The organism is Pseudomonas sp. GZD-209, assembly GCF_049310485.1.
In the GTDB taxonomy this organism is placed as follows: domain Bacteria; phylum Pseudomonadota; class Gammaproteobacteria; order Pseudomonadales; family Pseudomonadaceae; genus Aquipseudomonas; species Aquipseudomonas sichuanensis.
Window position 1 is genome coordinate 1 of the sequence record NZ_JBMOWQ010000213.1, and the last position, 25,529, is coordinate 25,529.

Sequence of the window (25,529 nt, forward strand, 5' to 3'; positions counted from 1 at the left end):
GAACAGCTCCTTGGGCGTGAAGCGAATCCCCGCCTGGCGGGCACGGCTGACCACCTGCATCGACACGATCGAGTCGCCGCCCAGCTCGAAGAAGTTGTCGGTCAAGCCGACCTGCTCGCGCTTGAGCACCTCCTGCCAGATCGCCGCCAGGCGCTGCTCCAGCGCGCTGCGCGGGGCCACGTAGGCCTGCGCCAGGCTCGCCTGCGGCGCCGGCAGCGCCTTGCGGTCGAGCTTGCCGTTGGGGGTCAGCGGCAAGGCGTCGAGGAACACCAGCTGCGCCGGCACCATGTACTCCGGCAGCACCGCCTTGAGCCGGCTGCGCAGGGTCTCGCGCAGCGCAGCCGCGTCCGCGACCGGCCCCTGGGCCACCACGTAGCCCACCAGTTGCTGGCCGTTGGCACCCTCCAGCGCCAGCAGCACGCCTTCGCGCACTTCGGGTTGTTGCAGCAGGCGCGCCTCGATCTCGCCCAGCTCGATGCGGAAACCGCGGATCTTCACCTGGTGGTCGATGCGACCAACGTATTCGATCACCCCGTCGGCGCGGTAACGGGTCAGGTCACCGGTGCGGTACAAGCGCTCGCCAGCGGCGCCGAACGGGTCAGGCACGAAGCGCTCGGCGCTCAGCCCCGGGCGCAGCAGATAGCCGCGGGTGATGCCGTCGCCGGCCAGGTACAGCTCACCCGCCGCGCCCTGGGGCACCGGCTGCAGCTGGCCGTCGAGGATGTAGGCGCGGGTGTTGTGCAGCGGCCGGCCGATGTTGGCCGTGCCGCCGGCCGTGCGCCGGGTCCAGGTGGAATAGGTGGTGTCTTCCGACGGGCCGTACAGGTCGTACACGTGCTCGACCGTGCCCTGCGCGTACAGCGCATCCACCAGCCCTTGCTTGAGCGGCTCGCCGGCCATGTTGACGATGCGCACGCCCGCCGGGATCTGCCCGTCGCGCTGCAACGCCAGCACCGCCGACGGCACGCTGTTGATCAGCCGCACCTCGTCGCGGGCCGCCAGCTCCGGCAGCTCCAGCGCATTGCGCGCCATCACCAGCGAGCCACCGTTGCCGAGGGTGACGAACAGCTCCCACACCGACAGGTCGAAGCACACCGAGGTGCTCGCCAGTACGCCCTGGATATCGGCCTGGCTGTACACCTGGCGGCTCCAGTGGCTGAGCGCCAGCACGTTGCGGTGGGCGATCGCCACGCCCTTGGGCTTGCCGGTGGAACCGGAGGTGTAGATCACGTAGGCCAGGTTGTCGGCCAGCGCGCGCGGCGCCAGGTCGCTGCTGGCGTGGTGCGCCAGGTCGGCGCCGTCGGTGGCCACCTGCAGCACCCGGGCCTGGCTGGCCGGCAGCTGCTCGGCCAGTTGCGCCTGGGTCAGCAGCAGCCGTGCCTGGCTGTCCTCGAGCATGTAGGCGACCCGCTCGGCCGGGTAATCCGGATCCAGCGGCACGTAGGTGCCGCCGGCCTTGAGCACCGCCAGCAGCGCCACCAGCAACTCGGCGCTGCGCTGCATGCACACGCCCACCCGAACCTCCGGGCCCACCCCTTGGGCCACCAGCTCGCGGGCCAGGCGGTTGGCCCAGCCGTTGAGCGCGGCGTAGCTGTAGCGGCGTTCGCCGTCGATCAGTGCCAGGGCATCGGGTTGCAGCGCGGCCTGCGCCTGAATGGCGCCGTGCACGCTGCCTTCGCCGTCGTAGGCGCTGGCCGTAGGCGCTGGCGGTGGTGTTCCAGGTGTGGCAGAGCAGTTGCCGCTCGGCGTCGCCCAGCAGCGGCAGCTGGTCGATGCGCGCCTGCGGGTCGGCGACGATCGCGCGCAGCAGGTTCAGCCAGTGGCCGGCCAGGCGCTCAATGGTGGCGGCCTCGAACAGGTCGGTGGCATAGATCAGCACCGCGCTGAAGCCGTCACGGTGGTCATAGGTTTCCAGTGCCAGGTCCAACTGCGCGGTGCGGTTGTCCAGGCTCAGCGCCTCGGCCTGCAGGCCGGGCAACTGCCTGGCGGCCAGGCTGCTGTCGACGCTCTGGTGGTTGTACATGACCTGGAACAGCGGGTTGATGCTCAGGCTGCGCTCGGGTTGCAGGGCTTCGACCAACTGCTCGAACGGCAGGTCCTGGTGCGCCTGGGCGCCCAGGGCCATGTCGCGCACCTGGTCGAGCAATGCGGCAAAACGCAGGCCGTCACCAATTTGGGCACGCATTACCTGAGTGTTGACGAACAGGCCGACCAAGCCTTCGGTCTCCAGGCGGTTGCGGTTGGCGTTGGGCACGCCGACGCGGATATCGGTCTGGCCGCTGTAGCGGTGCAACAAGGCCTGGAACGAGGCCAGCAGGACCATGAATGGCGTAGCGTCCTGGGCTTGTGCCAGCTGACGCACGGCCTCGCCGAGGGCGCCGGGGACCTGCAGTTCGAGGCGCGCGCCGCGGTAGCTCTGGCGCGCCGGGCGCGGGTGGTCGGCAGGCAGTTCGAGCACAGGCTGCTCGTCGCCCAACCGTTCGGTCCACCAGGCCAACTGGCGCTCGCGCTCGCCCGACTCCATCCATTCCCGTTGCCAGCGCGCGTAGTCGCCGTACTGGATGGGCTGTGCCGCAAGCGCCGGCTCGGCGCCCTGGCTGGCATAGCAGGCCAGCAGTTGCTCGACCAGCACGCCCATCGACCAACCGTCGGTAATCAAGTGGTGCAAGGTCAGCAGCAGCAGGTGATCGTCATCGGCCAGACGCACCAGGCGCACCCGCCACAGCGGCCCTGCGGTCAGCTCGAACGGCGTGGCGAGCTCGGCGGCCACGCAGGCCGCGACCTTGGCCTCACGCTCGGCCAGCGGCAGCGGGCAGTCGTCGATCACCAGGCTAGCCAGCCCGTCGTCGTCGAAGCGCTGGCGCACCTGGCCCTGGTGTTCCTCCAGGCGCGTGCGCAGGCTGGCCTGGCGCTGGCCAACCCAGGCCAGGCTGCGCCGCAGGGCTGCCAGGTCGAGCGCACCGCGCAGGCGCAAGGCCGCCGGCACGTTATAGGCGCAGCCCTCGGGTTCGAGCTGCCAGAGGAACCACTGGCGCTGCTGGGCATAGGACAACGGAGTGTCGCTGCCATCGCTGGAGGGCACGATCGGCAAGCGTGCGACATCGATACCCATCTGTTGCAGGCGGGTAAACAACAGCCGGCGCTTGCCGCTGTCCAGCCCCCGGATACGGGCGACCAGTTCCTCGGTGCGTGCGGGCCCTTGCTTATGCATTGTGTTCCTCCAGTTCATCGAGCGCGCCGAAGATCAGGTCGAGCTCGTCACCCAGCCCGGCATCGGACGTGGTGGCTTGTAGATGGTTGGCCAGGTCTTCGAAGCGTCGAAGGCCCTGGAAATCCTTGAGCTGCAGCTGCACGCCGAAGGCGGCGCGCAGGCGTGACTGCAGCATCACCAGCTGCAGCGAATGACCGCCCAGCTCGTGGAAATCGTCGTCCAGGCCGACCTGCGCGACCTGCAGCACTTCCTGCCAGATCGCCGCCAGCTGGCGTTGCAGGTCGTTCTGCGGCTCGCGCAGCGCACTGTTGTCGCGCTCGGCGTCCCAGCGCGGCAGGGCCTTGCGGTCGAGCTTGCCGTTGGGGGTCAGTGGCAGGCTGGCCAGGCGCACCAGGTGCTGCGGCACCATGTGCTCGGGCAGCGCCTGGCGCAGCGCGGCCTTGAGGGGGGCCAGTGGCAGCGCCGGATCGGCACTGGCGACATAGCCGACCAGCACCCCGTCCAACGCCAGCACCGTGGCCTCGGCGACCCCCGGCTGGGCCAGCAGGCGAGCCTCGATCTCGCCCAGTTCGATACGGAAACCGCGCACCTTGACCTGGTGGTCGATGCGCCCGACGTAGGCCAGGCTGCCATCGCCGTGGTAGCGCACCAGGTCACCGGTGCGGTACATGCGCTCGCCGTCGTTGGCGAACGGGTCGGGCAGGAAGCGTTCGGCGGTCAGCCCCGGGCGGCCGAGGTAGCCCCGGGTGATGCCGGCGCCGGCCAGGTAGAGTTCGCCCGCCACGCCCTCCGGCAACGGCTGCAGTTGCAGGTCGAGCACGTGCCCGCGGCTGTTGGGCAGCGGGCGGCCGATGCTGGCCTGGCCCTGGGGCTCGCGCAGGGTCCAGGTGGAATAGGTGGTGTCCTCCGAGGGGCCGTACAGGTCGTAGACACGGGCCAAGCTGCCCTGGGCGTAGAGTTCGTCGACCAGGCGCTGGCGCAACGGCTCGCCGGCCAGGTTGACGATGCGCACGCCGGCCGGCAGCGCCTCGGCGCGCAACAGCGCGGCGATCGCCGAGGGCACCGTATTGACCAGGCGCACCAGGTGGCGGGCCGGCAACTGCGGGAGTTCCAGGGCGTTGCGCGCCATCACCAGCCAGCCGCCGTTGGCCAGGGTGACGAACAGCTCCCATACCGACAGGTCGAAGCACACCGAGGTGCTCGCCAGCACACCCTGGATATCGGCCTGGGTGTATACCTCGGCACTCCAGCGGCTCAGCGCCAGGACGTTGCGGTGAGTGATGGCCACGCCCTTGGGCAGGCCGGTGGAGCCGGAGGTGTAGATCACGTAGGCCAGGTTGCCGGCGTCCACCGCCACCTGCGGCGGCACGTCGACGGCGTCGTCGAACGGCTCGACCGCAAGCATCTGCAGGCCTGGCGGCACGTCGATCACCCCAGGCTGGCTCAGCACCAGGGCGGCCTGGCTGTCGCGCAGCATGTAGGCGATGCGCTCGGCCGGGTAGTCCGGGTCCAGCGGTACGTAGGCTGCGCCGGCCTTGAACACGCCCAGCAAGGCGGCGAGCAGAGCCGCCGTGCGCGGCAAGGCCACACCGACCCGGGCCTCTGGGCCCACGCCCTGGGCGATCAGCTGATGAGCGATACGGTTGGCCCAGGCATCGATCTGGCGGTAGCTGTAACGCTGCTCGCCATCGATCAGCGCCAGTGCTTCGGGGTTGGCGGCGGCGCGGGCCTCGATGGCTTGGTGGATGCACAGCTCGCGCGGATACTCCAGCGCGGGCAGGTGGGCACGCTGACGCAACTCGGCCAGTGCCGCAGGTGCCAGCATCGGCAGCTCGCCCAGCGGGCGGTCGGCGAAGGCCGGCAAATGCTCCAGCACCTGCACCAGATGCTCGCCCAAGGCCTGTATGCGCGCCGGGGTGAACGCGGCGCGGTCGAAGTCGAGGTTCAGTTCCAGTTGCTGGCCAAGGGTGACCAGCAGGGTCAGGGGGTAATGGGTCTGCTCGCGGTTGCGGATGCCGGTGAAACGCACCCCGTCCGGCGCGCCCTGCTCCAGCGCGGCGTCCAACGGATAGTTCTCGAACACCACCAAGGTATCGAACAGCGCACTGGCCGCTTGCCCGGCCCATTGCTGGACCTGCGCCAGCGGCGTGTGCTCCTGTTCACGCAGGGCCAGGTTGTCGTCCTGCAAAGCTTGCAACCATTGCCCGACATGCCATTCAGGGCGAGGTGCGACAATCACCGGCAAGGTGTTGATGAACAACCCGACCTGTTGCTCGACATTGGCCAGGCCCGCCGGGCGGCCGGCCACGGTGGCGCCGAAGCACACCCCGGCCTGGCCGACATGACGTTGCAGCAGCAAGGCCCAGGCTGCCTGCACCAGGGTATTGAGCGTCAACTTGCGGGCGCGGGCGAAGTTCACCAGGCGCTGGCTACGCTCGACGTCCAGTTGCACGCTGTGCACCGCGTGGCCCTGCCCCGCATCGCCATCGAGGGCGATGGCCGAGGCCAGTTGCGTCGGCGCGTCGAGCAGGGCCAGGCGCTGGCGCCAGAACCCCTCGTTGACGGCGCTGTCCTGGCGTTGCAGCCAGGCGATGTAGTCGCGATAACGCCCCGGGGTGACCGGCACCGCGCGGCCGGCATAGCGGGCCAGTACTTCACCCAGTACCTGGGCATTGCTCCAGCCATCGAGCAGCACGTGGTGATGGGTGTAGACCAGGTGCCAAGCCTGTTCGCCGGTACGCACCAGCACCAGGCGCAGCAGCGGTGCGCGCAGCAGGTCGAAGGCCGCGCCACGCTCTTCGTCGGCCAGGCTGGCAAGGCGCGCCTGCAGCTCGGGCTCTGCGCGCCAGTCCAGCTCACGGAACGGCAGTTCAACCTGGCGGTACACCAGTTGCGCCGCATGCGCCTGGTGGTCTGGCCAGTGGAAGCCGCTGCGCAGCATGTCGTGCTGGGCCAGCGTGGCCTGCCAGGCGGCGCGAAAACGCTGCGGGTCGAGGCCGTCGATGTCCACGCTCAGCTGGTTGATGTAGCTGGTGCCGTCGTCGCCCAGGCGTTGGTGGAACAACAGGCCCTGCTGCATCGGCGAGACGCCGTGCAGGTCTTCGAGCTGCTCCAGCGCCACCGGCAGGCTGTCCAGCGCCGCCTGGTCGAGCCCGGCCAGCGGGTAGTCGGACGGCGTGGCCTGGGGCGCGGGCAACTGGCGGCAGTGCTCCACCAGCGCGCGCAGGCATGCGTGGAAGCGCTCCAGCAGCGCGGTGATGGTCGCCTCTTGGTACATCTGCGTGCTGAAGCCAAACTGCAGGGCCAGCTCGCCGCCATACACCTGCCCTTCCACGCAGAGCCAATTGGCCAAGGGTGCATCGGCATCCTGGGCGGCGCCGCTGCTCTCGGCGGCCGGCGCCCACAGCGCGTGCTCGTCGAACTGCTGGTCGAACTGCCCCAGGTAGTTGAAGGTGATGCGCGGCGGCGCCAGCGCGGCCAGGGACTGGCGCTGCTCGGAGCTGCCCAACTGGCGCAGCAGGCCGTGGCCGAGGCCCTTGTGTGGCACGCCGCGCAGTTGCTCCTTGATGGTCTTGATGGCGGTGCCAGCGTCGCCGGCCGGGGTCAGGCGCACCGGGAACAGCGTGGTGAACCAGCCAACCGTGCGCGACAGGTCGATGTCGGCGAACACGTCTTCGCGGCCGTGGCCTTCCAGTTGCACCAGCACCTCGGCCTGGCCGCTCCAGCCGGCCACGGCCTGGGCCAGGGCGGTCAGCAGCAGGTCGTTGACCTGGGTGCGGTAGGCCGCCGGAGCTTCCTGCAGCAACTGGCGGGTGAAGCTGGCGTCGAAGCGGGTCTCAAGCTTGTGGCCGTGGCGGTTGCTGGCGGCGCCTTGCGGGTTGTCGCAGGGCAGCTCGGCGGCGACGGTCTGGGCGCGCCAGTAGTCCAGCTCGCCCGCATGCCGTTCGGCCAACGCCGGCAGGCGGGCGGCCCAGGCCTGCCAGGCGCTGGTCTTGGCCGGCAGCGGTTGCTGCTGGTAGGCCTGCTGCAGGTCTTCGAGCAGCACGCGCCAGGACACGCCATCGACCACCAGGTGGTGGATCACCAGCAGCAAGCGCTGACTGCCATCGGCCAGCTGTGCCAGCACAGCGCGCAGCAGCGGGCCGCTGGCCAGGTCGAGGCTGCGCTGGGCGGCCTGGCACAGCGCGGCCAGGGCCTGCTCGTCGACGACTTGTTGTTCAGTGAACGGCAGCGCCTGCTCTGCTTCGGCGTGCCAGGCCTGCCAGCCGTCCTGGTGCTCGCTGAAGCGCAGGCGCAGGGCGTCGTGCTGGCGCAGCAGTTGCCCCAGCGCCGCGGCCAGACGCCCGGCGTCCAGCGCCTGGCGCGGGGTGAGCAGCAGCGACTGGTTCCAGTGGCCGCGCCCGGGCACGGCCTGCTCGAAGAACTTCTGCTGGATCGGGCTCAGCAGCACCTCGCCCTGTACCAGCCCCTGCTCGGCCTGAACCTGCGGCGCCTGCCCGGCGGCAGCGGCAAGGCTGCGCACGGTCTGGTGCTGGAACAGGTCGCGCGGGCTGAACTGCAGCCCTTGGCGGCGAGCACGGCTGACCACCTGGATGGCGATGATCGAATCGCCGCCCAGTTCGAAGAAGTTGTCGTCGATGCCCACCTGCTCGGCCCCGATCACCTCGCGCCAGATCTGGGCCAGGGTGGCCTGGGTGTCATCCAGGGGTGCAACGTAGGCGCCGCGCGCAGCGGCCTGCGGTTGTGGCAGGGCCTTGCGGTCGAGCTTGCCGTTGGGGGTCAGCGGCAGGCTGGCCAATGGCATCAGGTGGGTCGGCACCATGAATTCCGGCAAGGCTTGCAGCAGCCAGTCCTTGAGCGCTTGCTGCCAGAGTTCGTCCTGCTGGTTGAGCACCAGGTAGGCCACCAGTTGCTTGCCGTCGACGGCCAGCACCACAGCCTCGCGCACGCTCGGGTGCTGGGCCAAGCGCGCTTCGATCTCGCCCAGCTCGATGCGCAGGCCACGAATCTTCACCTGATGGTCGAAGCGGCCGAGGTACTCGATCACCCCGTCGCCGCGCTGGCGCACGCGATCGCCGGTGCGGTACAGACGCTCCCCCGGGATGAACGGGTCGGCGACGAAGCGTTCGGCGGTCAGCCCCGGGCGGCGGTGGTAGCCGCGGGCCAGGCCGACGCCGCCCAGGTACAGTTCGCCAGACACACCGGGCGCCACCGGCTCGAGGCCGGCGTCGAGCACGTAGGTGCGTATATTGGCGATCGGCTGGCCGATCGGCACGCTGTCGCGACCTTCGTCGACGCAGGTCCAGTGGGTCACGTCGATGGCCGCTTCGGTAGGGCCGTAGAGGTTGTAAAGCCCAGCCTGGGGCAGGCGGGCGAACACTTGCTGCTGGGCGTCCACCGGCAACGCCTCGCCACTGCAGACGATGCGCCGCAGGCTGGCGCAGGCCTCGACGCCGGGCTCATGGATGAAAGCCTGGAGCATCGACGGCACGAAATGCAGGGTGCTGACCTGGTGGCGCTGGATGGTCGCGATCAGCCGCGCCGGATCGCGGTGCTCGCCGGGGGCCGCCACCGCCAGGCGGGCGCCGGTCATCAGCGGCCAGAAGAACTCCCACACCGAGACGTCGAAGCTGAACGGGGTCTTCTGCAGCACCGTGTCGCTGGCATCGATGCCGTAGGCCTGCTGCATCCAGCACAGGCGGTTGGTCAGTGCTGCGTGGCTGTTGCCGGCACCTTTCGGGCGGCCGGTGGAGCCGGAGGTGTAAATGACGTAGGCCAACTGGGCGGGGTCGATGGGAAGGTTCGGCGAGGTGGCCGGCTGCTCGTCCAGCGCCAGCGCGTCGAGGGCCACGCAGCTCACCCCCGCCGGCACCGGCAGGCTGCCGAGCAGCGCCTGCTGGGTCAGCAGCAGGCTGATGCCGCTGTCTTCGATCATGTAGGCCAGGCGTTCCTCGGGGTATTCCGGGTCCAGCGGCACGTAGGCGGCGCCGGCCTTGAGAATGCCCAGCAGGCCCACCACCATCTCGACGCTGCGCTGCACGCTGATGCCGACCAGGCGGTCGCTACCGGCGCCATTGACGCGCAGGTAGTGGGCCAGGCGGTTAGCCTGGGCGTCGAGCTGGGCATAGCTCAGGGTGCTGTCGCCGAACACCAGCGCCGGCGCCGTAGGGGTGCGCTGCACCTGGTCTTCGATCAACTGGTGCACGGCGCGCTGCAGCGGGTAGTCGCTGGCGGTGGCGTTCCAGCCGTGCAGCACCTGGTGCAGGCTGGCCGCATCGAGCATCGGCAGTTGCCACAGGGCTTGCCGGGGTTGCTCGACCAGCGCCCGCAGCAGGGCCTGCCAGTGGGCGGCCATGCGCTCGATGGTGGCAGCGTCGAACAGGTCGCTGGCGTACGTGAAGGCGGCATGCAGTACGCCGCCCTTTTCATAGGTGTCCAGGCTCAGGTCAAACTGGGTGGTGCGGCTGCGCCACGCAAGCGGCGCCAGTTCCAGGCCCGAGGCCAGGGTCAGCGCCCCCAGGTCCGCGACCTGGGGCTGGTGGTTGTACATCACCTGGAACAGCGGCGCGTGGGCCAGGCTGCGCTCGACCTTGAGCGCATCGACCAGGCGCTCGAACGGCAGGTCCTGGTGGGCTTGGGCGCCGAGTACGGTCTGGCGCACCGCCTGCAGGTAAGCGAGCACGTCGCCCTGTGCATCCGGTTGCAGGCGCAGCACCTGGGTGTTGACGAACAGGCCGATCAGGCCTTCGATCTCACTGCGGTTGCGGTTGGCCACCGGGCTGCCGATGCGCAAGTCGGCCTGGCCGGTGTAGCGCTGCAGCAGCAGGCCGAAACCGCCCAGCAGCAGCATGAACAGGGTCAGGTTGTGCTGGCGGGCGAAACCGCGCAGCTGATCGGCCAGCGCGGCATCGACGGCGAACTCCAGGCGCTGCCCGCGAAAGCTTGGGCTGGCCGGGCGCGCATGGTCCAAAGGCAGCTCCAGCACCGGCTGCTCGTCGCCCAGGGTGGCCTGCCAGTAGTCCAGCTGGCGCGCCAGCTCGCCGGCCTCCAGCCAGCGGCGCTGCCACAGGGCGTAATCGACGTACTGGATCGGCAGCGCCGGCAGCTGCGGCTGAGCGCCGGCGGCGAAGGCGTCGTAGCAGCGGCTGAACTCGTCGATCAGCACGTTCATCGACCAGCCGTCGGAGACGATGTGGTGCAGGGTCAACAGCAGTACGTGCTCCTGGTCGGCCAGCTGCAGCAAACTGATGCGCAGCAGCGGGCCGTTGGCCAGGTCGAACGGGCGCAGCGATTCGGCTTCGACCTCGGCCTGCACCCGCGCCGCGCGGGTGTCTGCGGCCAGCGCGCGCAGGTCCAGGTGGCGGATCTGCGGCGCGCCCGGGCAATGCACCTGGGCCAGCGACTCGTCGTCCTGCTGACGGAACACGCAGGCCAGGCTCTGGTGGCGCTCGAGCAGGCTGGCGAACGCCTGGGTCAGCGCGGCCTGGTCCAGCGCGCCTTTAAGCCGCACCGCCCCCGGCAGGTTGTAGGCGCCGCCCTGGGGGTCGAGCTGCCACAGCACCCACATGCGCTGTTGGGCGTAGGACGGCGCCAAACGGTCGTCGGCCGCCACCCCGGCGGGGATCGGAAACTGGGAAAAGTCGATGCCTTCCCTGGCCAGGCTTTCAAGGAACAGGCGGCGCTTTTCCAGCGGCAGTTCGATGAAACGGCGGGCCAGTTGCAGGGACTTTTCGGCATTCATCAGGTTGCTTCCGTACGAGTGAGGTACCACGGGCAGTGCCCGGCTATCCCTACGAAACGGATACAACCTGCAAAAAATTAAGGTCGCAGGGCGCCTTCCCACGCTGGCCAGGCCTGTTTCCTGCAGGCCTTGAAACATTTGCTTTCATTTAACTAGGCAGGTTTCTCATTCTCATCCGTCCTATTAAGTGCAGCCTTCACGGTTGAGCTGAGACTCGACCGCACTTTTTACCAAGAAGACCGACCGATGGCCCGACAACCGAAAAAGAAATCCTCGTCCAAGCTGTGGTTCCTGGTACACAGCTGGCTTGCCCTGCCGATCTGGTTCTTTGTGCTGATCGTCTGTTTCACCGGCATGCTCGCGGTGGTCAGCCAGGAGATCGTCTGGCTGGCCAACGCCGACGTGCGCGCCAGCAAGCCGGACGGCGACGCCGAGCGCCTGAGCTTCCAACGTGTGCTCGATGCCATGCACAAGGCCGAGCCAGACCTGAGTGTGCGCTTCCTCAGCCAGCCGGACGGTTCGCACTTCGCCCTGCAGGCCTCGGTGACCCGTGCCGACGGCACCAGCGCGCTGCTTTATGTCAACCCTTACACCGGGGCCGTGCAGGGCCAGCGCCCGGACTTCGACTTCGAGGCCTTCACCCGCGCCCTGCACGGTTGGTGGCTGGTACCTTTCACCAACGGCTACAGCTGGGGCTGGTACCTGGTGTCGTTGCTGGGGCTGCCGATGCTGGCGTCGCTGGTCACGGGGCTTGTGGTGTACAAGAAGTTCTGGCGCGGCTTCTTCAAGCCGGTGCGTACCGGCCACGGCTCGCGGATCTTCTGGGGTGACCTGCACCGGCTGGCAGGGGTCTGGTCGATCTGGTTCATCGCGGTGATCTCCATCACCGGTGTCTGGTTCCTGATCCAGGCAATCCTTGCCGACAACCACGTGACCATTTCCACCGAGCCGATCGTGCCGGTCATCGCCCGTGAGCAAGTACCGCAGACCGCCGATGGCAGCCCAGCGCCGCGCATCGACCTGGACGAGGCGGCGCGCATCGCCACCCAGACCATCCCTGGGCTGGACGTGAGCTTCATCTCGCTGCCGGCCACCGCCTACAGCCATTACAGCATGGGCGGCCGTGGCTGGTACCCGCTGATGTTCCAGACCGCCGAGGTCAACCCTTACACGCGCAACGTCGACAGCCAGTTCCTGCTGGGCGACCGCTCGACCCTGGAGTTCGTCACCGAATCGATGCGCCCGCTGCACACCGGCGACTTCGGCGGCCTGGCGATCAAGCTGATCTGGTTCTTCTTCGGCCTGGTGCTGACCCTGATGGTGCTCAGCGGCCTGCTGATCTGGACCAAGCGCACCGCCCAGGCCACCGCCGCCGCCCTGAAACGCGCCGAGCGCCCGGCCCGAGTCCGCGCGCAAGCCACTGACACCCCCGTGGAGGCCCAGCCATGAGCCAGGCGAACAGCGTGCCGCAAGGCGGCTTCAAGCAGTGGTGGCTGAAATGGCGCTTCCACCTGAACATCCTGCTGATTCTCATCCCGTTGGGCTTCATGCCCAAGTACTTCGCCGACGCCAGCCTGTTCCGCGGCGACAGCGGCCTGGGCGCCAACGTCATCCATGACATCCAGGTCGGGCGCTGGAGCCTGGACCTGGCCGAGCTGTTCGACGAAGCCCCGCGCGCCGAAGGCCCGGCCGGGCACTTCAAGGCGTTCAACGCCGCGCTGTGCAACACCTGCACCGAAGGGGTCAAGGCCATCTACCTGCGGGTGGGCAAGCCGCGCAGCCTGCGCGCCGCCGGCACCATCTTCTTCGGTGCCCCGGCGCGCATGGGCACCTCGCTGCCGATACCGCCCCGCACCCGTGCCGACGCCGACATCTGGATCACCATCGAGGGCTGGGACGGCAAGATGTACCAGGCCTCGGTACCGCTGGCCAAGGCATCGCCGGCCACCGCAGCCTGGCTCGAGAAACAAGGAGGCAAGAAATGACACCACCGTTGCTGCGCAGGCTCGCCCTGCCCTTTTTGCTGCTGGCCGCCACCCCGGCGCTGGCGCACAACCCGATGTGCGATTGCACCGAAAACGCCGGGCAGATCACCTGCAAGGGCGGTTTCAGCGACGGCAGCGGCGCGCCGGGGGTGACCCTGGACGTGATCGGCTACGACGAACAGGTGCTGGTGGCCAGCAAGCTGGGGGATGACTCCACCCTCACCTTCAAGCGCCCCGACGGCGAGTTCTACGTGCTGTTCGATGCCGGCCCCGGCCATGTGGTGGAAGTGGATCACGCCGACATCGGTGCGCCATGAGCCGCGCCCAGGTGGTACGCCCGGCGGGTGCCGGGCACGAAACCCTCTATGTGCTGCTGGCCGCCGCGTTGATCCTGCTGCTGGCCGCCAGCGTGGTGGCCATGCGCGGCGAGCGCGAGGACGAACAGGCCGTGGCCGCCCACCAGCTCGACGCCCGGCGTGACCTGAACGCCGCCGAACAGGGCCTGCACACCGACCTGTGGGTGGCGGTCGAGGAGATCCGTGCGCTGCGCGAGGAAAGCGGCAGCGCGCCGCAGGTGGCCGAGCTTGCCGAGGCGGGCCTGCCGCCCTTCGTGACCGATGCCAGCAGCCAGAGCCGCGGCAGCCTGCAGTGGGCGCTGCTGGACAACGGCGCCTACCTGGGCCGCAGCCAGGCCCCTGAAGTGGCTGGCAGCCTGCTGCTGATCCTGCCGCAGACGGCCGACGCCCAGCCCGATGTGTGGCTGCGCCGCGACAGCAGCGCGATGGCCCCGGACGCCCTGGACAGCGCCACGCTGATCGCCGCCGGCTGGCGGCAGATCGTCACCCACTACGACGCCGGGGTTACCCGCCAACACCGTCATTAAGGATTTGCCCATGTTCCGCTCCGCCCGCCGCACCCTGGCGCTGCTTTTGGCCTGCGCCCTGCCTGCCCTGGCCGCCGCCGACACTGGCAAGCCGCTGCGCATCGGCATCACCCTGCACCCCTACTACAGCTATGTGAGCAATATCGTCGGCGACAAGGCCGAGGTGGTGCCGCTGATCCCGGCCGGCTTCAACCCCCATGCCTACGAGCCGCGCGCCGAGGACATCAAGCGCATCGGCAGCCTGGATGTGGTGGTGCTCAATGGCGTGGGCCATGACGACTTCGCCGACCGCATGATCGCCGCCAGCGAAAAGCCCGCTATCAAGACCATCGAGGCCAACGCCAACGTGCCGCTGCTGGCGGCCACCGGTATCGCCGCCCGTGGCGCTGGCAAGGTGGTCAACCCGCACACCTTCCTGTCGATCAGCGCGACCATCGCCCAGGTCAACAACATCGCCCGCGAACTGGGCAAGCTCGACCCGGACAACGCCAAGTTCTATACCCAGAACGCCCGTGCCTATGCCAAGCGCCTGCGGGCCCTGCGCGCCGAGGCGCTGGCCCAGGTGACCCAGGCGCCGGACGCGACCTTCCGCGTGGCGACCATCCACGCCGCCTACGACTACCTGGTACGTGACTTCGGCCTGGAAGTGACCGCCGTGGTGGAACCTGCCCACGGTATCGAGCCGAGCCCGGCGCAACTGAAGAAGACCATCGACCAGCTCAAGGCGCTGGACGTGAAGGTGATCTTCTCGGAAATGGACTTCCCTTCCGCTTACGTCGAGACCATCCAGCGTGAATCGGGCGTGCGTCTGTACCCGCTCACGCATATCTCCTATGGCGAATACACCAAGGAAAAGTACGAAGTGGAAATGAAGCGCAACCTCGACACCGTGGTCCGCGCCATCCAGGAGAACCGCGCGTGACCGCCGCCGTCCACCTCAGCGCCGCTGGCGGGCCGCGCATCGACTTCGATGGCATCGACCTGACCCTGGGCCGTACCCGCATCCTTGAAGGCGTGCGCTTCACTGTCGCCCCTGGCAGCGTGCACGCCATCGTCGGGCCCAATGGCGGCGGCAAGAGTTCGCTGATCAAGACCCTGCTCGGGCAGATGCCGCACCAGGGCCAGCTGACCCTGCACTGGCCGGGCGAGCATGAAGTGATCGGCTATGTGCCCCAGGCGCTGGAGTTCGACCGCGGCCTGCCAATGACCGTCGATGACTTCATGGCCGCCATGTGCCAGCGCCGCCCGGCGTTCCTCGGCTTGTCGCGGCGGGTGCGCCCGGCCATCGACGCGGCGCTGGCCAGGGTCGGCATGCTCGACAAGCGCAAGCGGCGCATGGGCGCGCTGTCCGGTGGCGAACGCCAGCGGGTGCTGCTGGCCCAGGGGCTGATCCCCGAGCCGCAACTGCTGGTGCTCGACGAGCCGATGTCGGCGCTCGATGAAGCCGGCATCCAGGTGTTCGAGCAACTGCTGCACGGCTGGCGCCAGGCCGGTACCACCGTGCTGTGGATCGAGCACGACCTGCAGGCGGTGCTGCGCCTGGCCGACCGGGTCACCGGGCTGAACCGCCAGGTGCTGTTCGACGCCCCGCCGGCTGAAGCGCTCACCCCCGAGCGCCTGCTCAGCCTGTTCTCCGTCCACCCTCGCAGCGAGAGCCGTTCATGAGTTTCGAAGCGTTCCGCCAACTGGTCCAGGAATGGGCCGGCGCGGGTTATCTGCCGGAGGCGCTGGCCTACGGTTTCGTGGTCAACGCGCTGCTGGCGGGCCTGATGATCGGCCCGGTGCTGGGCGGGCTGGGCACCCTGGTGGTGGTCAAGCGCTTTGCCTTCTTCTCCGAGGCGGTCGGCCACGCCGCGCTGACGGGCGTGGCCATCGGCATCTTGCTGGGCGAACCCTACACCGGCCCCTATGGCAGCCTGTTCGGCTACTGCCTGCTGTTCGGCATCCTGCTCAACTTCCTGCGCAACCGCACCGGGCTGTCGCCGGATACCTTGATCGGGGTGTTCCTCTCGGTGTCGCTGGCGCTGGGCGCGAGCCTGCTGCTGATGCTGGCCGGCAAGATCAACGTGCATATCCTGGAGAACGTGCTGTTCGGCTCGGTGCTCACCGTCAGCGCCCACGACCTGCTGGTGCTGGGCATCGTCGCGCTGCTGGTGCTGGCGTTGGCGCTGCCGCTGTACAACCGCATCATGCTGGCCAGCTTCAACCCGCAGCTGGCGGCGGTGCGCGGGGTGGCGGTGAAGACCCTGGACTACCTGTTCGTGGTGCTGGTGACGCTGGTCACCGTGGCCTCGGTGAAGGTGATCGGGGCGATCCTGGTGGGCGCCCTGCTGGTGATTCCGGCGGCGGCCGCGCGGCTGGTCAGCCAGTCGCTCAAGGGCTTTTTCTTCATCTCGGTGCTGATCGCCACCGTCAGCACCCTGCTGGGCATCCTGCTGCCGATCACGCTCGACCTGCCGGTGCCGTCGGGCGCGGCGATCATCCTGGTGGCCGGCCTGTGCTTTGCCCTCTGCGCCCTGGCCCGTGCCCTCGTCCCCCGCCTGCAAGGAAACCCGGCATGACCCTGAAAAAACTCACCCTGGCCCTGGCCTTGAGCGGCCTGCCGCTGCTGGCCAACGCCACGCAAGTGCTGACCACCCTGCCGGTGACCCACAGCCTGGCGGCCGCCCTGCTCGATGGCACCTCGGTGCAGCTCAAGAGCGCCGCCCCGGCCAACCTGCCGGCCAGCCGCCAGCCGTCGTACTTCGAGGGCCGTGGCGGCGCCAGCCTGCAGAAGGCCGCGCAGCAGGCCGACGCGGTGATCGGCGTGCGCTCGATCTGGCGTGACGACCCGCTCTACCCCATGGCCCGGCGCAGCAATATCCGCATCGTCGAAATCGACGCCGCGCGCCCGGTGGACGGCGCCCTGCCGGGCATCGCGGTTCAGGGCGAGCAAGCGTTTTCTGCGTATCCGTGGCTCAACCCGACCAATCTGGGGCGCATGGCCGATGTGGTGGCCAACGACCTGGAGCGTTTGTCACCGGCGGACAAGGCGAAGATCCAGAGCAACCTGGCCGGGCTCAAGCGGCAGATGCTGGAACTCACCGCCAGCAGCCAGGCGCAGTTGGCCGAGGTCGATAACCTTAGCGTGGTCAGCCTGTCCGAGCGGCTTGGGTACCTGGCCAGTGGGCTCAACCTGGATGTGGTCGAACAGCCGCTGCACGCCGACGAGCAGTGGGATGAGGCCGCGCTCAAGGCGCTGAGCGACAACCTCAGGCAACAAGACGTGGCGCTGGTGCTGCACCATCGCCAACCGGATGCCAAGGTGGTTGCGGCAATCGAGGCCGGTGGCGCCAAGCTGCTGGTGGTCGACAGCGACCCGCAGGACACCGTGGGTGGGCTCAAGGCCAGTGTCGAGCAGGTGGTGAAGGCGTTGGGCAACGGCTGAAGGTGCACCGTGGGAGCGGGCTTGCCCCGCGATTGGATCGATCCTGTGTTGCTTGGGCTGGCCTCATCGCGGGGCAAGTCGCATCGGCGCACCGCCGCTCCCACGCCAAATACACCTGCAGCCTGCGACAATCCACCACACCAAGCCGAAACCCGGTGAAACCCTCCAAATGGTAGATTCGCCGCCATGAAAACCACTCGTCGGACACGCTCGCTGACCGCATGGACGCTCTACGCCAGTGTCCTATTCAGCCTGTTGCTGTGTGGTTTACACCATGGCCAGATGACCGGCCTGCGCCTGTCCGGCCTGGAAGGCGGCTACTGCAGCATGGACAGCGGCCATGGCCCGGCCATCGACCTGGACGGCGGCGGTGGCGACCAGCACATGGCGCAGCTCGACTGCCCGGTGTGCTCCTCGTTCGCCATGGCCGTGCCACTGAGCAGCGCCGGCTGGACCTTCTCCGCCACCCATGGCCAGGCCCCGGCGCCGATCGTCACCCGCAGCTGGGGGCAACCGCCGCCACGCTACCTGCGCCACGCCATCAACCCCCGCGCCTCCCCTGCCCCATTCCCCGCAGCAGAACACTTCGCCTGACCCTGGCAGGCGCGCCCGTGCGCGCGCCTGAAGGCCGGGCCTGCCAAGACCTTTGCGTGGAACCCTTACAACATGATCCGCAACACCTCTTTGGTGCTCGTGCTGAGCGCCACCTGCCACTGTGCCTGGGCGCAAGGCGCGCCTGTCGAACTGTCCGCCACCACCGTCGATGGCGAGCGTGAAGCGCCCAGCGGCGTGCAACTGGACACCCCGATCGCCACAGGCTCGCGCCTGGGCCTGACGGCGCGGGAAACCCCAGCCTCGGTGAGCGTCGCGGACCGCAGGGTGATCGAGCAGCGCGACGCCCGCGACACCCAGGAAGTGATCAATGCCATGACCGGCGTGAACGCTTCGGCCAACCCCGGTTACGGTGGCTTCGTTACCTACCGCGGCTTCACCCAGAACCAGGTGACCCAGCTCTACAACGGCATCAACCTGGGCTACAGCAGCGCCACCCGGCCGGTGGACGCCTGGGTGATCGACCGTGTCGAACTGCTCGGCGGGCCGTCGTCGTTCCTGCATGGCGCCGGCGCCGTGGGCGGCTCGATCAACTACATCAGCAAGCTGGCCAGCCGCGACCAGCAGACCGTCGACGGGCGTATCCGCTACGGCAGCTACGACGCCGCCGAATACGCCTTCGGCATCAACCAGGCGCTGGCCGCCAACCCGGCCGACGCCCGCCACTTCGCCCGCCTGGACTTCAGCCGCAGCCAGGGCAATGGCTACATCGACCGCAATGAACGGCAGACCGACAGCCTGGCGTTCTCGCTGCTCAGCGACCTGACCCCCGACCTGACCCACACCCTGGCGCTGGAGTACCAGGAGGACAAGGAAGACAGCCCATACTGGGGCTCGCCGATCCTGCCTGGGCGCAGCACCATGAAGATCGACAACAGCCGGCGTTTCGAGAACTACAACGTCGCCGACGGCCGCTACGAGCAACGGGTGCGCTGGCTGCGCTCGATGCTCGACTACCAGGTCAGCGACAGCACCAGCCTGCACAACACCCTGTACCAGTACGAGGCCCAGCGCGACTACCGCAACCTGGAGCGCTACCGCTACAACAACGCGGGCAATGTGACGCGCTCCAGCCCCTACCTGCAGCGCCACCAGCAGAGCGTGCTGGGCAACCGCCTCGAGCTGCGCCACGACAACAGCCTGTTCGGCCTGGCCAGCCAATGGTCGGCGGGGCTGGACTGGTCGCAGATGCGCCAGAGCCTGTACCCGAAATCGGGCAGCTGGAGCGACACGGTCAACCCGGACCACTTCGACCCCGGCAGCTTCTACGCCATCCCCGGCGTGAATACCGGGCTGAGCAAGCAACGCCGGCACGAGACCACCAACCGCGCGCTGTTCGCCGAGAACCGCCTGCAACTGACCGACCGCCTGGCACTGCTGACCGCCCTGCGGTATGACTACCTGGACATGCAGGTGACCAACTACGGCGCCGTCACGCCCACCGCGCCGGCCTACTTCGAACGCCGTTGGGAGCCGCTGTCCGGGCGGGTCGGCCTGACCTATGCGCTGACCCCGGCGGCCAGCGTCTATGTGCAGTACAGCACCGCCGCCGATTTGCCGGCCGGCTCCCTGGCGGCGGCGACCTACTCCAACGTCGGCCTGTTCGATTTGTCCAAGGGCGAGCAATGGGAAGCCGGCAGCAAGTTCGACTTCCTCGATGGCCGGGGCGCGGCGACGGTGGCGGTGTACCAGATCGTGCGCAAGGATTTTGCCGTGACCGATTCGAGCAACCCCAACCAGTCGGTGCAGGCCGGCCAGCAGACTTCGCGGGGGATCGAGTTGTCCGGGCGGTTGCAGGTGACGCCGAAGTTGTTGGCCGAGGCCAACTATGCCTACGTGCATGCGCGGTATGACGAGTTCAACGAGGCGGTGGCGGGCAAGTCGGTGTCCCGCGAGGGTAATGCGCCGGTCAACGTGCCGGCCAACGTTGGCAACTTGTGGCTGACCTACAGCTTCACCCCGGACTGGTCGGCGGGGGTGGATGCGCGTTATGTCGATTCGGTGTATGCCGACAATGCCAACAGCCTGGAAGCGCCTGCCTATACCCTGTTCGGGGCCTTTGCCCGGTACCGGGTGGATGCGCATACCACGCTGACTGCGCGGGTGCGCAACTTGACGGATGAGGTGTATGCCAAGCAGGCGTACAACACCCAGTACTACATGGGGGATCCGAGGACGTTTGAAGTGGCGATGGATGTGCGGTTCTAAGGAGCTCTTCGGGCATGCCGAAGGATTGGGTGAAGGCCACTAGGTGCATGCCGGAGGATTTGCAGCGCCTGTGAGATCGAGCGCCGCCCGCGCGGCGCATCGCGGGACAAGCCCGCTCCCACATCTGTTTCGGGCCAGTCTTTCCTGTGCCATCACCTGGTCCGCCTTGTTGGTACGACGCGGTAGTGAGGTGGGCACCACTGGCGCCTCGCCTGACTTGAGACATGCACCAAGGCGGGCAGCGGTACCCTCACAGGCATAATTGGCCCGAAACAAATGTGGGAGCGGGCTTGTCCCGCGATGCGCCGCGCGGGCGGCGCTCGATCTTGAGGGCGCTGCACATCTGTCGCCATGCACCTGGCTGCCCACACGCCATCCCATGACATCCACCTGCGCCACCCAGCGAGCCTTCCTACCGCCCCTATCGCCACTCGCGGCTGTTTCCCTGGCACCAGGCACCGGATGCTGCATGGCTTCTTTCCTGCGGATATCCCACCATGCCAAACGTCCTCCAGCATTGCCTTCGTCATGGGCTGATCAGCCTGTACACCCTCTACCTGGCCGGCTGCACCACCGCCGGCCAGCACACCCCGCGCGAAACACCGGCACAGGCCGAAGCGCGGTTCACCCGGCAGATGCTCGACATCCTTCAGAACGACATGCAGTCGGCCAATCAGCAAGACCTGGTGGGCGCGGTGTTGCTTGATGTCACCCTTGAACGTGATGGCAGGCCAAGCGCCTGCCGGGCCAGACTTGCGCCGCAAAAATATACAAGCCGCATGCCTGCCGATGCCGTGTGGGCGCCTGAACAGGCGTTGACGGCATTGGTGACCGACCAGTGCCGCAAAAGCCTGTTCCCCATTCCCCCCAGGGCAATGCGCGATCACACAGGCCAACTTCGGGTCGTGGCGCCGATCATCTTCATGCCGTCCGAAGGCTCATTCGCCGTTCGAGAGTACCTTCGCCAAAACGTGCCTCGGCAGGCATATGCCTGGCAGCAATTGATGGCGGGCGAGACGGTCACCGGCACCGGCAACGCGTTTTTCTGGTTCGAGGGCGATGCCAGCGGCAAGGTCACCCGTTGCCTGGTCGAACTGACGCCCGATCGGTTCGCGCCGCCCAGGTTCAAGCCGGACAACCCGCTGCGCCGGCGCCTCCACGCCCGCTGCATGGCCTTGGACCTGCGCCGCATGCCCGGCTTCGCGCTCGACAGCCAGGGTGTCAATCGTGGCCATGTGGAGCTCGACTATGCCCCGTGGAAGCTCAAGGCAAGTCAATGAATCTGGCGCCACCGGGTACGACGGTCGAAACGGATATCCAGGTGTCGCCCTCGAAGCAGCAGCCATTGCTCTCCCCCTGTCTACTGACCTGACAACAACGACGGCGCAACCGGATTGCGCCGCATTCGCCCAGGCTGCCTAGACCATCGGAGAGCACAGTGATGTCCATCCCCCATGAGGTCCCACCCGCCACCCTGCGTCGGGTGATCGCCGCCTCGGCCATCGGCAACTTCGTCGAATGGTTCGACTTCGCCGTGTACGGGTTTCTGGCGACACTGATCGCCAGCCAGTTCTTCGCCAGCCAAGACCCCAGCGTCGCCCTGCTCAAGACCTTCGCCGTGTTCGCCGTGGCCTTCGCCCTGCGCCCGCTGGGCGGCATCGTGTTCGGAGCCCTCGGCGATCGCCTGGGGCGCAAGCGCATCCTGTCGCTGACCATCCTGCTGATGGCCGGCTCCACCACCCTGATCGGGCTGTTGCCGACCTACGCCAGCATCGGTGTGCTGGCCCCGGCCCTGCTCACGCTTGCCCGCTGCCTGCAGGGCTTCTCCGCCGGGGGCGAATACGCAGGCGCCTGCGCCTACCTGATGGAACACGCGCCGCAGGACAAGCGCGCGTTCTACGGCAGTTTCGTGCCGGTCTCGACCTTCTCGGCCTTTGCCTGCGCGGCGCTGATCGCCTATGGCCTGGAGGCCAGTCTGTCGGCCGAGGCGATGAACAGCTGGGGTTGGCGGGTGCCCTTCCTGATTGCCGCGCCGTTGGGGCTGGTGGGCTTGTACCTGCGCTGGCGCATGGAGGAAACCCCGGCATTCCGCCAGGCCATGGCCGAGGGCAAGCAACACAGTCACTCGCCGCTGGGCGACACCCTGCGCCACCATGGCCGCACCATCCGCAACCTGGGCGCGTTCATCTCGCTGACGGCGCTGTCGTTCTACATGTTCACCACCTACTTCGCCACTTACCTGCAGACCGTCGGCCAGCTCAGCCGTGCCCAGGCGCTGCTGGTGACTACCGTCGCCTTGCTGTTCGCCGCCGTTGGTTGCCCGCTGGCCGGGGCCATGTCCGACCGCATCGGCCGGCGGCGGACCATCGGCGTGACCTGCCTGTGGGTCATCCTGGCGGTGTTTCCTGCCTATTGGCTGGCCAGCTCCGGCTCGATGTCGGGGGCATTGCTGGGGGTGATCCTGCTGGCCGTGGGCGCGCTGATGAGTGGCGTGGTCACCGCTGCGCTGCTGTCCGAATGCTTCCCGACCCGCAGCCGCTACACCGCCTCGGCGATCACCTACAACGTCGCCTACACCCTGTTTGGCGGCACCGCGCCGCTGGTGGCGACCTGGCTGATCGAGCAGAGCGGCAGCCGCCTGGCGCCGGCGTTCTACCTGGTGGTGATTGCCTTGCTCGCACTGCTGGGCGGGCTGGCGCTGCCTGAAACCGCGCGCATCTCCCTGCACGACGTCGAGCCGCAAAGCCCATCCCCCGCGCCGACACCGGTCCCTCGTTGATCCCCGTGTGCCCCGCCGGCCTCGCCGTGATGAGCGCATTTCGCGTAGCGAAATGCCGTAATCATGGCGTCAAAAGGCCGGCGAAACACCCTAAAACGCTCGTTTGAAAAATTTCCGGAAAAACCCTGAACAGAGTAATGGCAATTAACCATTATTCGGATTAGGATCAGCCCAGCTTCCCGGTAATAAGTCCCTGGATGCCCCTCTCTCGTACATAGAGCCCAAGGAAGAAACGCTCATGCCTGCTCACGAATGGATGTCGTGAAAACCCGCAGCACCTGACCAGGTCGCTGTCTCTTCATTTCTGATTGTCGTCTTTCCGCTCACCCCGCAAACGGGCGTGAGCCCTTTCGAGTGTCTGGAATTCGTACCAACGGAGGTTCACGAAGATGGATGGCTACCTGGGCGAAATTCGCCTCTTCCCGTTCAGTTGGGCACCAAACGATTGGCTGCCATGCGACGGCCGCACCTTGAACATCAGGCAGTATCAGGCGCTCTACTCCCTGCTCGGCACCACCTACGGCGGCGACGGCACGGCCACGTTCGCCCTGCCGGACCTTCAAGGGCGGGTGGCGGTGGGCACCGACAGCAACCCGGCGCGGGGCACCAAGAGCGGGGCGGAGAAAGTCGCGGTGCCCGCGCAGATCCTGCCAGAGCACAACCACACGGTCGGCATCAGCCTCGCCGGTTCGGGCAACACGGCCCCGGAATACGGGCTCCCGGCGGTCTGCCGCAACGGCTCGGGGGTCGCCGCCAGTAAGACCTACGTCAAGGCCAGCACCGACCGCGCGGTGATCATCAACCCTGCCACCGTGGCCAGCACACCCGGCGCGCCCGTGGACAACATGCAACCGTCCCTGGTTTTGACGTACTGCATCTGTGTCGCCAACGCCTTGTACCCGCCGCATTCCTGACCACCACAACGACACGACCAGGGGTATGACATGTCTGATGCATTTCTGGGCGAAATCCGCCTTTTCGCCGGCAACTATGCGCCCAGGGACTGGGCGTTCTGTGACGGCACCGCGCTGCCGATCAACGGTAACGAGGCGCTGTTCTCCTTGATCGGCAACACCTATGGCGGCACGGCCGGCCAGACCTTCGGCCTGCCCGACCTGCGCGGGCGCGCGGTGGTGGGCCAGGGGCAGGGCTCGGGCCTGACGCCACGCGTGACCGGCCAGACCATGGGCAGCGAAACCACCACGCTCACGGCGGATAACACCCCGTCCCACGCCCACAGTTTCACCGCCAGCGCGCTGCAGGCGACCGATGCCGAGCCAGGCGACACCCTGAACAACAACGACCGCACCTATGGCGTGTTCGTCAAGGCCGGCGCCATTACCGGCCTTTACAGCACCTCGACGGCCGCGGCGACGATGGTCCAGCTCAACGCCCTCACCGTGAGCAGCACCGGCACCCCGCCGCCTCCTGCGCACGCGAACATGATGCCGTCGCTGCCGCTGAACTACATCATCTGTATGAGCGGCCTCTACCCGACGCGCTACTGACAGCCCTCAACTGACGGAAGAACACTCCATGAATGCATTCATTGGCGAAATCCGGCTGTTCCCCTACAACTACACGCCGCAGTGCTGGGTACCCTGCCTGGGGCAGAAACTGAGCGTCCAGGCTTATCCGGCGCTGTTCGCCATCCTGAGCACGACTTACGGCGGTGATGGGCGTGTCGACTTCTGCGTGCCCGACCTGAGAAACCAGGTGCCGATCGGCGCGGGTACCGCCCCTGGGCTCACCTCACGCGTCCTGGGCAAGAAAGTCGGGGACAGCACGGTGACCCTCGACTCCACCCATCTGGCGGCCCACAGCCACCGGATCAACGTGCAGAGCGGCCTGGCCGCGACCGGCGCCACCAACGAGCCCACCACGCAGACGATGCTGGCGCAACCACGCACCCTGCTCTCGTTCAACCCGAACGCGACGGCGGGCCGGACCCTGGCGCCGGACACCCTCGGCAAGGCGGGCTCCGCCAAGCCGACGCCCACTCCACGCAGCACCGTGCAACCGTCCCTGGCGATGGTGTACTACATCTGCGTGGAAGGGGATTTCCCGGTCAAGCCATGAACGCAGCCGAGCTCCTGGATCGCCTGGCGTCGCAGCTCACCCCCATGACGCCCTTGGGTCTGCGCCAGCAGACCGAGGGCGACTGGCCGTTGCTGCGCGATCTGTTCGTGGCCCGCCGCTGGGCCGAGGTGAGTGCCGCCCCTGGCTGGAGCGAAGGCCAGCGCCTGGCCTTCCTGCACAGCCAGGCGCAGCTGCAACAGCAGCACTACGCCACACAGCATGCCGATGCCGGGTTCCTGGTCGTCGAACACCAGCGCACGCCCATCGGCCGGCTGTGCGTGCAGGTCGGCGAACAGGCAGCCCATGTGGTGGATATTGCGCTACTCCCGGCCTGGCAGCGCCAGGGCCTGGGCAGTGCGCTGCTCAGGGCGATGCTGGCGGTCTGCGACCAGCGCCAGGCAGCCTGCACCCTGAACGTGGACAGCTTCAGCCCGGCGCGCCAGTTGTACCGGCGCCTGGGTTTCATTGACGACGGTGAGCAGGGCTTCGCAGTCCGGATGCAACGTTTGCCCTCTCTCCCCCGCAATGCCCAGGCTCGGCCCAACGCCGGCGGATACGCACCAGGGCCTGCGACAACTCCCTTAAAACAGCCCTGAACCCGACG

At 67.8% G+C, this 25,529-nt stretch carries 17 protein-coding genes and 1 pseudogene; 16 read left to right on the plus strand and 2 right to left on the minus strand.

Annotated features, from left to right (window positions below):
• Window positions 1-3,211 (minus strand): annotated as a pseudogene (locus tag ACO6VM_RS21970) (amino acid adenylation domain-containing protein); the annotation flags it as partial.
• A complete protein-coding gene (locus ACO6VM_RS21975) occupies window positions 3,204-10,952 on the minus strand; it encodes an amino acid adenylation domain-containing protein (protein ID WP_422403818.1) in 7,749 nt (2,582 codons plus the stop codon). The pseudogene ACO6VM_RS21970 and the gene ACO6VM_RS21975, both read right to left, overlap by 8 nt.
• Before the next feature lie 246 nt (window positions 10,953-11,198).
• Between ACO6VM_RS21975 and ACO6VM_RS21980 the strand changes: the two genes are divergently transcribed.
• From ACO6VM_RS21980 to ACO6VM_RS22055, 16 genes are all read left to right on the plus strand, one after another.
• Window positions 11,199-12,401, plus strand: coding sequence for a PepSY-associated TM helix domain-containing protein (locus ACO6VM_RS21980; protein WP_401057132.1), 1,203 nt, complete (start codon window positions 11,199-11,201; stop codon window positions 12,399-12,401).
• Complete coding sequence (locus tag ACO6VM_RS21985) at window positions 12,398-12,937, plus strand: thiamine pyrophosphate-binding protein (RefSeq protein ID WP_401057131.1); 540 nt, start codon at window positions 12,398-12,400, stop codon at window positions 12,935-12,937. Before ACO6VM_RS21980 ends, ACO6VM_RS21985 begins: the two co-directional genes overlap by 4 nt.
• A complete protein-coding gene (locus ACO6VM_RS21990; protein ID WP_125858309.1) occupies window positions 12,934-13,254 on the plus strand; it encodes a hypothetical protein in 321 nt (106 codons plus the stop codon). Before ACO6VM_RS21985 ends, ACO6VM_RS21990 begins: the two co-directional genes overlap by 4 nt.
• A complete protein-coding gene (locus ACO6VM_RS21995) occupies window positions 13,251-13,820 on the plus strand; it encodes a DUF6162 family protein (protein WP_401057130.1) in 570 nt (189 codons plus the stop codon). Before ACO6VM_RS21990 ends, ACO6VM_RS21995 begins: the two co-directional genes overlap by 4 nt.
• Before the next feature lie 10 nt (window positions 13,821-13,830).
• Entirely contained in the window at window positions 13,831-14,742 is a 912-nt protein-coding gene (locus ACO6VM_RS22000) for a metal ABC transporter substrate-binding protein (RefSeq protein ID WP_258706280.1), read from the plus strand.
• Entirely contained in the window at window positions 14,739-15,485 is a 747-nt protein-coding gene (locus tag ACO6VM_RS22005; RefSeq protein WP_422403819.1) for a metal ABC transporter ATP-binding protein, read from the plus strand. Before ACO6VM_RS22000 ends, ACO6VM_RS22005 begins: the two co-directional genes overlap by 4 nt.
• On the plus strand, window positions 15,482-16,381 hold the full coding sequence (locus ACO6VM_RS22010) for a metal ABC transporter permease (RefSeq protein ID WP_110995159.1): 900 nt from the start codon (window positions 15,482-15,484) through the stop codon (window positions 16,379-16,381). Before ACO6VM_RS22005 ends, ACO6VM_RS22010 begins: the two co-directional genes overlap by 4 nt.
• Window positions 16,378-17,247: a metal ABC transporter substrate-binding protein gene (locus tag ACO6VM_RS22015; protein WP_422403820.1), complete on the plus strand. Its 870-nt coding sequence runs from the start codon at window positions 16,378-16,380 to the stop codon at window positions 17,245-17,247. Before ACO6VM_RS22010 ends, ACO6VM_RS22015 begins: the two co-directional genes overlap by 4 nt.
• Window positions 17,248-17,433: 186 nt before the next feature.
• Complete coding sequence (locus tag ACO6VM_RS22020; RefSeq protein ID WP_125858304.1) at window positions 17,434-17,841, plus strand: DUF2946 domain-containing protein; 408 nt, start codon at window positions 17,434-17,436, stop codon at window positions 17,839-17,841.
• A gap of 72 nt (window positions 17,842-17,913) precedes the next feature.
• Window positions 17,914-20,067, plus strand: a complete 2,154-nt coding sequence (locus ACO6VM_RS22025; protein ID WP_422403821.1) for a TonB-dependent receptor — start codon at window positions 17,914-17,916, stop codon at window positions 20,065-20,067.
• A gap of 497 nt (window positions 20,068-20,564) precedes the next feature.
• Window positions 20,565-21,347, plus strand: a complete 783-nt coding sequence (locus ACO6VM_RS22030) for a hypothetical protein (protein WP_422403822.1) — start codon at window positions 20,565-20,567, stop codon at window positions 21,345-21,347.
• Between the two features lie 161 nt (window positions 21,348-21,508).
• Window positions 21,509-22,846 carry an MFS transporter gene (locus tag ACO6VM_RS22035; RefSeq protein WP_422403823.1) on the plus strand — a complete coding sequence of 446 codons (1,338 nt, stop codon included), beginning with the start codon at window positions 21,509-21,511 and terminating at the stop codon, window positions 22,844-22,846.
• 389 nt (window positions 22,847-23,235) lie between these two features.
• A complete protein-coding gene (locus ACO6VM_RS22040) occupies window positions 23,236-23,760 on the plus strand; it encodes a phage tail protein (RefSeq protein ID WP_401057123.1) in 525 nt (174 codons plus the stop codon).
• Between the two features lie 30 nt (window positions 23,761-23,790).
• Window positions 23,791-24,354, plus strand: a complete 564-nt coding sequence (locus tag ACO6VM_RS22045; RefSeq protein WP_401057122.1) for a phage tail protein — start codon at window positions 23,791-23,793, stop codon at window positions 24,352-24,354.
• A gap of 28 nt (window positions 24,355-24,382) precedes the next feature.
• Window positions 24,383-24,925 (plus strand): phage tail protein, encoded by a 543-nt coding sequence (locus ACO6VM_RS22050; protein ID WP_401057121.1) that lies wholly within the window; start codon window positions 24,383-24,385, stop codon window positions 24,923-24,925.
• Entirely contained in the window at window positions 24,922-25,521 is a 600-nt protein-coding gene (locus ACO6VM_RS22055; protein ID WP_422403824.1) for a GNAT family N-acetyltransferase, read from the plus strand. The genes ACO6VM_RS22050 and ACO6VM_RS22055 overlap by 4 nt, the downstream gene beginning before the upstream one ends.
• Window positions 25,522-25,529: the final 8 nt, after the last annotated feature.